4 protein-coding genes are annotated in these 6,313 nt (G+C 70.5%); 1 reads left to right on the top strand and 3 read right to left on the bottom strand.

Annotation, left to right across the window (positions count from 1 at the left end; genetic code table 11):
• Nucleotides 1-105: 105 nt before the first annotated feature.
• Together AOK15_RS25940 and AOK15_RS25935 are read right to left on the bottom strand one after the other, a co-directional pair.
• Entirely contained in the window at nt 106-1,884 is a 1,779-nt protein-coding gene (locus AOK15_RS25940; protein WP_055520774.1) for a DUF2264 domain-containing protein, read from the bottom strand.
• 76 nt (nt 1,885-1,960) lie between these two features.
• Complete coding sequence (locus AOK15_RS25935; protein ID WP_055520773.1) at nt 1,961-3,004, bottom strand: rhamnogalacturonan acetylesterase; 1,044 nt, start codon at nt 3,002-3,004, stop codon at nt 1,961-1,963.
• 191 nt (nt 3,005-3,195) lie between these two features.
• Between AOK15_RS25935 and AOK15_RS25930 the strand changes: the two genes are divergently transcribed.
• Complete coding sequence (locus AOK15_RS25930) at nt 3,196-4,878, top strand: rhamnogalacturonan lyase B N-terminal domain-containing protein (protein ID WP_055520772.1); 1,683 nt, start codon at nt 3,196-3,198, stop codon at nt 4,876-4,878.
• 94 nt (nt 4,879-4,972) lie between these two features.
• Here the strand turns inward: AOK15_RS25930 and AOK15_RS25925 are convergent, their stop codons facing one another.
• Nucleotides 4,973-6,265: an IS256 family transposase gene (locus AOK15_RS25925; protein WP_055520771.1), complete on the bottom strand. Its 1,293-nt coding sequence runs from the start codon at nt 6,263-6,265 to the stop codon at nt 4,973-4,975.
• Nucleotides 6,266-6,313 lie beyond the last annotated feature (48 nt).

Genomic DNA, 6,313 nt, shown 5'->3' with positions numbered 1-6,313 from the left:
TCTCCGGTCTCCGGTCTCCGGTCTCCGGCCAGACCTGACCTTCCCGGTTCATGCCCGGGGCGCAGATGCAACCGCTCCCGGACAGGGAGACGGCTACGGCCGACGTCACGTTGCGCGGGGCACGGCGACCGGCTCCAGATCCTCGGAGACGACCGCGCCGTCCGTCAGGTGGGCCCGGATCTCCGGGCCGCCGGTCCAGCGCACATGGAACTCGCCCTGCTCGCTCAGGCGCACGGACACCGTGTCCTCCAACGGCGCCGGGGCCGGATCGGCCGTCAGCCGGGCCAGGGCCACGAAGAGTGTGGTGTCGTCGGTGGTCTCGCCGGACAGGGCCTGCTCGGTCGGCGCGCCCTCGCCGTCCTCGGCGCTCTCGGCGTCCGTGAGGCCGAGAGCCGGTCGGAGGTCGGTGCGGAGGCCCTCGGTCGGTGCCCAGCCGGTCACGCGGACCGGCGTCCCGGGGGCCGCCCCCGCCACCAGGTGGGCCCGCACCTCCACCGCCCCGCGGGCGAGGACGAGGCTGGTCACCCGTACTCCCCCGGCCGCCGTGTGCCGGGACGCCGCCCAGCCCTCGCCCACGCCGAGCGGTTCGATACCGGTCCGGCTCGCGTCGCCGTCGACGATCACGCTGTTGTCGTACGTCGCCGGGGGCTCCGCGAGGGGTACGGGCGCCGTCACCGTCGAGTACGCGAGTCGCGTGTAGTAGGGGTCGTAGCGGACGTCCTCGCTGCCGTGGTTGTGGAGGCGGACCAGACCGTCCGAACGGGTCGACTGGAGCAGCCAGTTGGGCGGGCCCAGCGGCCGCAGTGCGTCGGCGCGCTCCACCGGCGCCGCCTCCTCGGTGGCCGTCCACACCGGGTGGTCCGGCGGCAGCAGCAGACCGAGGAAGCCCTTGCTCGCCCAGTACGGGGAGGCGGGGCCCGAGTACCCCTGGAGGACGGCCGGGTCGGGGCCGTGCCAGCCCAGCGACAGCAGGCCCCGGTCGTCGACGGCGCCCCGGTCGAGGAAGTACTTCAGGGCACCGGACGCCAGCCGGCGCGTCTCGCCCGGCCCGAGCGGTGTCCGGCCGGTCAGCGCGCCGAGCCAGAGCGGGACCGTGGTGGCGAAGCGATAGGTCAGGGAGCGGCCCTGGTGCAGCGGGGCGCCGTCCCCGCCGAACAGGCGGGCGTAGTCGTCGAGATGGGTCGCCAGGCGGCCGCCGTACAGGTCCAGCAGGCGGGTGTCGTCGGTGAGCCAGGCGTGCAGCACCGGGTAGAGGTGCATCGCCCAGCCGTTGTAGTAGTCGAACTTGCGGCCGTCGCCGTCGGTGTACCAGCCGTCGCCGCGGTACCACTGCTCGATACGGTCGAGCCGCTCCTCGATCACCCGGTGGGACAGTTCCGGGTCGTGGCCGATCTCCGCGAGGAACCCGCCGACGGTCACCGGGAACAACTCCCAGTTGCAGGGCCAGGGTTCGGCGGTGAGCGCGTCGCCGAGCCAGGCCGCCGCGCGCTGACGCACCCCGTCGTCGAGGCGGTCCCACAACAGCGGCCGGGTCAGTCGGAGCGCGAGGGCGATGGACGCCGCCTCCACGAGCGGCTGGCCGCGGTCCTCGACGCGCGGCCAGACCCCCGAGACACCGGCCGCGAGTCCGTCGGCGTAGCGGGCGAGGGCCTTCTCGTCCTTGCGGAACGCGGCGAGGAGCAGCGTACGGGCGTAGCCCTCCAGGCCGTCCGAGAGCCGGCCCGACCAGCTCGTGCGGTCGCCGGGCAGGTCGTACAGGGCGCCGTCGGCGGTCGCGTACGGCTCGACGGCGGCCAGCAGCGCGTCGGCGGCGGCCTCCCAGTGGGCGCGGGTGTAGCCGGTGTACGGGCTGAGGCTGCGGTCCTCGTCGGGCTGGGAGGGCATGGGCGCACGCTTCCTGGGTCGTCGCTGTCGGTTGGAACCTGGGACGCCCCGGTTCCGGTCGGGGCGCCCCAGGGGCTCATCCCACCCTGGTCCGCCCGGCGGGCACCAGCCCCTGGGCGACGAGTTCGTCGCGGACGAGGCCGGCGTACACGGTGGCGCCGTGGACGGAGGTGTGGGTGTTGTCGCGCTTCTCGTTGTAGAGGTAGAGCGCCTTGGAGGCTTCGGGGCCCAGGGACTCGACGAGGGCCTTCGTCCGCGCGGTGAGGTCGATCAGGGGCACGTCGTGGGCGGCGGCGACGGAGCGGGTGACGGCCGGGTGGTCGACGCCGAGGCCGTTGACGAGGAGGGCCGTGTTGTTGTCGAGGGTGCCGTCCGCGTTGAACCAGCGGCGCACGATCGGGGTGACCAGGACCGGTCGGCCGCCCTTCTCGCGGACGCCCGCGACCAGGGTCTCCAGGTTGGCGCGGTAGGTGGCCTCGTCGGTCTGCTTGTCGTTGTGGGCCAGCTGGATCAGCACCAGGTCGCCGCGGCGGATCCGCGGCTGGACGATGGCCCACAGCCGGGAGTCGGCGAGGTAGGACACCGTGCTCTCGCCGGAGTCGGCGTGGTTGGCGACCGAGAGGCCCTTGCGGAGGTACTGCGGGAGCTGCTGGCCCCAGCCGGAGTACGGGTCGCCGGGCTGGTCGCAGACGGTGGAGTCACCGACGAGGAAGATCTGCCGGGCCCGCTTGGCGGGTGCAACCCGGATGTCGGTCAGCGCGGGGGCCGAGCCGCCGATGACGAGGTCGAGGCCGGGGGTGCCGTCGGGGCCGGTGGGTTCGCCCTCAGGGGTGCGGACGTTCACGGTGAAGCTGCGGACCACCGGCTCGCCGGCCGCGGTCGCCGTCTCGGGCAGGAGGGCGCGGCGCGTCTCGCCGGTGATCCTGGTGCTCGCGGCACTGTCGCCGCCGAGGCGGACGGTCACGTCGTAGGTGCCGGCGGGGACGTCGAAGTGGCAGGCGTTCGCAGTGCAGTTCTCCGGGCCCAGGGCCGGTCGGCCGTGGTGCGCCTGGGCCGGTGCGGCCGACAGGACGGTGCCCAGGGTCGCCGCCGTCAGCGCGGCGACGGTGAAACGTCTCATTGCGGCTCCTCGGGAGGGATGACAAGACCCGGCGGCTGGACCGTACCCCGTTTGGCAAGCGCTTTCTAGAGGCCAGCCCACTTTCACAAGATTGCCAACTTCCTTGCGGCGAAAGCCCTTTCGCGAAATCGATTCAACTGTCACTCTTCCGAATCACCCGCACTCCCCCCACCCTCCTGAGGAGGCCCCCCATGTCCCAGGCCACCGACCAAGAGGCCCTCGGCCGCCGTGGCTTCGTCCTCGGCACGGCGGCGACCGTGGCCGGCGCCGCACTCGCCGGGCCGCTGGCCGGCACCGCTCGCGCCGCCGCGTTCGGCTGGAGCGACGACGGCACCCACTACGTCGTCGACACCGGCGCGAACCTCGTGTTCAAGGTCAGGAAGAGCAACGGCGACCTGGCGTCGCTCGTGTACCGGGGCACGGAGTACCAGGGCTACGGCGGCATGAACTCGCACATCGAGTCCGGCCTCGGCAGCTCCACCGTGACGATCCGCCAGTCCGGCTCCACGATCCTGGTCTCCGTCACGTACGGCACGCTGCGGCACTACTACGCGGCCCGCAGCGGCGAGAACAACATCTACGTGTGGACGAACAAGGCCGACACCTCGGTCTCGGCGACCCGCTTCATCGTGCGCGTCAGGGCGGGTCTGTTCCTCAACGACCAGCCCGACTCGTACACGTACGCGCCCACCACCATCGAGGCCTCGGACGTCTTCAGGAAGTCCGACGGCCAGACCCGCTCGAAGCACTTCTCCAAGCTGCGGGTCATCGACTACGACTACGTCGGCTGGTCGGCGAACGGCGTCGGTCTGTGGATCGTGCGCTCCAACCACGAGAAGGCCTCCGGCGGCCCGTTCTACCGCTCGCTGCTGCGCCACCAGAGCGCGGACGGCGGCGGGCTGTACGAGATCCTGTACTACGGGCAGAACCAGACCGAGGACCAGCGGTTCGGGCTCCAGGGCCCGTACGTCATCGCGTTCACGGACGGCGGGGCGCCCTCCTCGTCGCTGTTCCCGGGCACGCTGACCACTCCGTGGGCGGACGCGCTCGGTATCGCCGGGTACGTCGGCGCGGGCGGCCGGGGCCGGGTCGCGGGCGTCGGCATCACCGGGCGCGACGCGGCGTACCCGTACACCGTGGGGCTCGCCAACGCGTCGGCGCAGTACTGGGGTTCGGCTCGGTCGTCGGACGGCTTCTTCTCCCTGTCCGGGGTGCTGCCGGGGACGTACACCCTGACGGTCTTCAAGGGCGAGCTGGCGGTGTACACCACCTCCGTGTCGGTCACGGCGGGCGGGACGACGACGCTCAACTCGATCGCGATCCCCTCGTCGAACGACCCGTCCAGGGCGAGCGCCATCTGGCGGATCAACGACTGGAACGGCACGCCCGGCGGCTTCAAGAACGCCGACCTGATGACGTACGCGCACCCCTCGGACGTCCGGGCCGCCTCCTGGACGGGCAATGTCGTCATCGGCAGCGGCACCGAGACGTCGGCGTTCCCCTGCTATCTGTGGAAGGACGTCAACAGCGGCATCCTCGTGTACTTCAGGCTGACCGCCGCGCAGGCCGCCGCCGCCCACACCCTGCGCATCGGGGTGACGACGGCCTACGCCAACGGCCGGCCGCAGGTCGTCGTCAACGACAGATGGACGTCGGCGATCCCTTCCCCGCCCACCCAGCCGAACACGCGGTCCCTGACCAACGGGTCCTACCGGGGCAACAACCACACGTTCACCTACAGCCTCCCGGCGTCCGCCTGGCTGACGGACACGAGTCAGTACAACGTGCTGAGGATCAACGTGGTGAGCGGGTCGGGGACGACCTCCTATCTGAGCGCCGGGACGGCGATCGACGCGATCGACCTGCTGAGCTGACGTCTCCTCATGTACCGCGTGTCCACTGCTGGTTCGTGCCGCCGTTGCACGTGTGGGACTGTCAAACGAGTGGTGTAACTGCGGTAGTTGAGGGTTACTGACGGGCCGCCGACAGGCGGCCGTCGAAGGTAATGTCGAAAGCGTTCAGGGCGGTCTTCCAGCGCATGGTCCAGCGGGCCTGCCCCTTGCCGGTGGGGTCAAGGGACATGATCGCCATGTAGACACACTTCAGGGCGGCCTGCTCGTTGGGAAAGTGGCCACGGGCTTTCACCGCCCGGCGGATGCGGGCGTTCACCGACTCGATCGCGTTCGTCGTGCAGACGATGCGGCGGATCTCGGTGTCGAACCGCAGGAACGGGGTGAACTCCTCCCAGGCGTTCTCCCACAGTTTCACGATTGCCGGATACTTCCGGCCCCAGACCTCGGCGAACTCGGCGAACCGGTCCAGGGCGGCCTCTTCGGTGGAAGCGGTGTAGACGGGCTTGAGGAGCTTGGCGATCTTGTCCCAGTCCTGGCGGGCGGCATAGCGGAAGGAGTTCCGCAGCAGATGCACAACGCAGGTCTGCACGATCGTCCTGGGCCAGACGGTCTCGACCGCTTCGGGCAGGCCCTTGAGCCCGTCGCAAACCAGCATGAGGACGTCGCTGACGCCGCGGTTCTTGATCTCGGTGAGGATGTGCAGCCAGTGCTTGGCGCCCTCGCCGCCGTCGCCGGCCCACAGCCCCAGGATCTCCCGCCGGCCCTCGGCGGTGACGGCCAGAGCCACATAGATCGGCCGGTTGGCGACCGCGCCGTCGCGGATCTTCACGTGGATGGCGTCAATGAAGACGACCGGATAGGCGGCGTCGAGCGGGCGGCTCTGCCATTCGGCCATGCCCTCGAGCACCTTGTCGGTGATGGTGGAGATGGTCTGGCGGGAGACCTCGGCGCCGTAGACCTCGGCCAGATGGGCCTGGACCTCGCCGGTGGTCAGGCCCTTCGCGGCCAGCGAGATGACCATATCGTCGACGCCGGTCAGGCGCTTCTGCCGCTTCTTGACGATCTTCGGCTCGAAGGAGCCGTCACGGTCGCGGGGCACGGTTATCTCCACCGGGCCGACATCGGTCAGCACGGTCTTGGAGCGTTTGCCGTTGCGGGAGTTGCCGCCGTTCTTGCCGGCCGCATCGTGCTTGTCATAGCCGAGGTGGTCGGTGATCTCGCCCTCCAGGGCTGACTCGAGCAGCCGCTTGGTCAGTTGCTGCAGCAGCCCGCCCTCGCCGGTCAGTTGCAGGCCCTCGGCCTGGGCGCGGCCGACCAGCTCGTCGATCAACTGGTCGTCCACGGCCTTCGCCGACGCAGCTTTCGTAGGCTCGACGGTCTCGGACTCGGACACGTTCTCACTGGTCATCGATGCATCTTCCATGATCGGGAGTTACACCGAACGTCTTACAGTCCC

It is taken from the genome of Streptomyces ossamyceticus, assembly GCF_001418475.1.
In the GTDB taxonomy this organism is placed as follows: Bacteria; Actinomycetota; Actinomycetes; order Streptomycetales; family Streptomycetaceae; genus Streptomyces; species Streptomyces ossamyceticus.
Note: the sequence above shows the minus strand (reverse complement) of the source record. Positions and strands in the feature narration are given on the sequence as shown.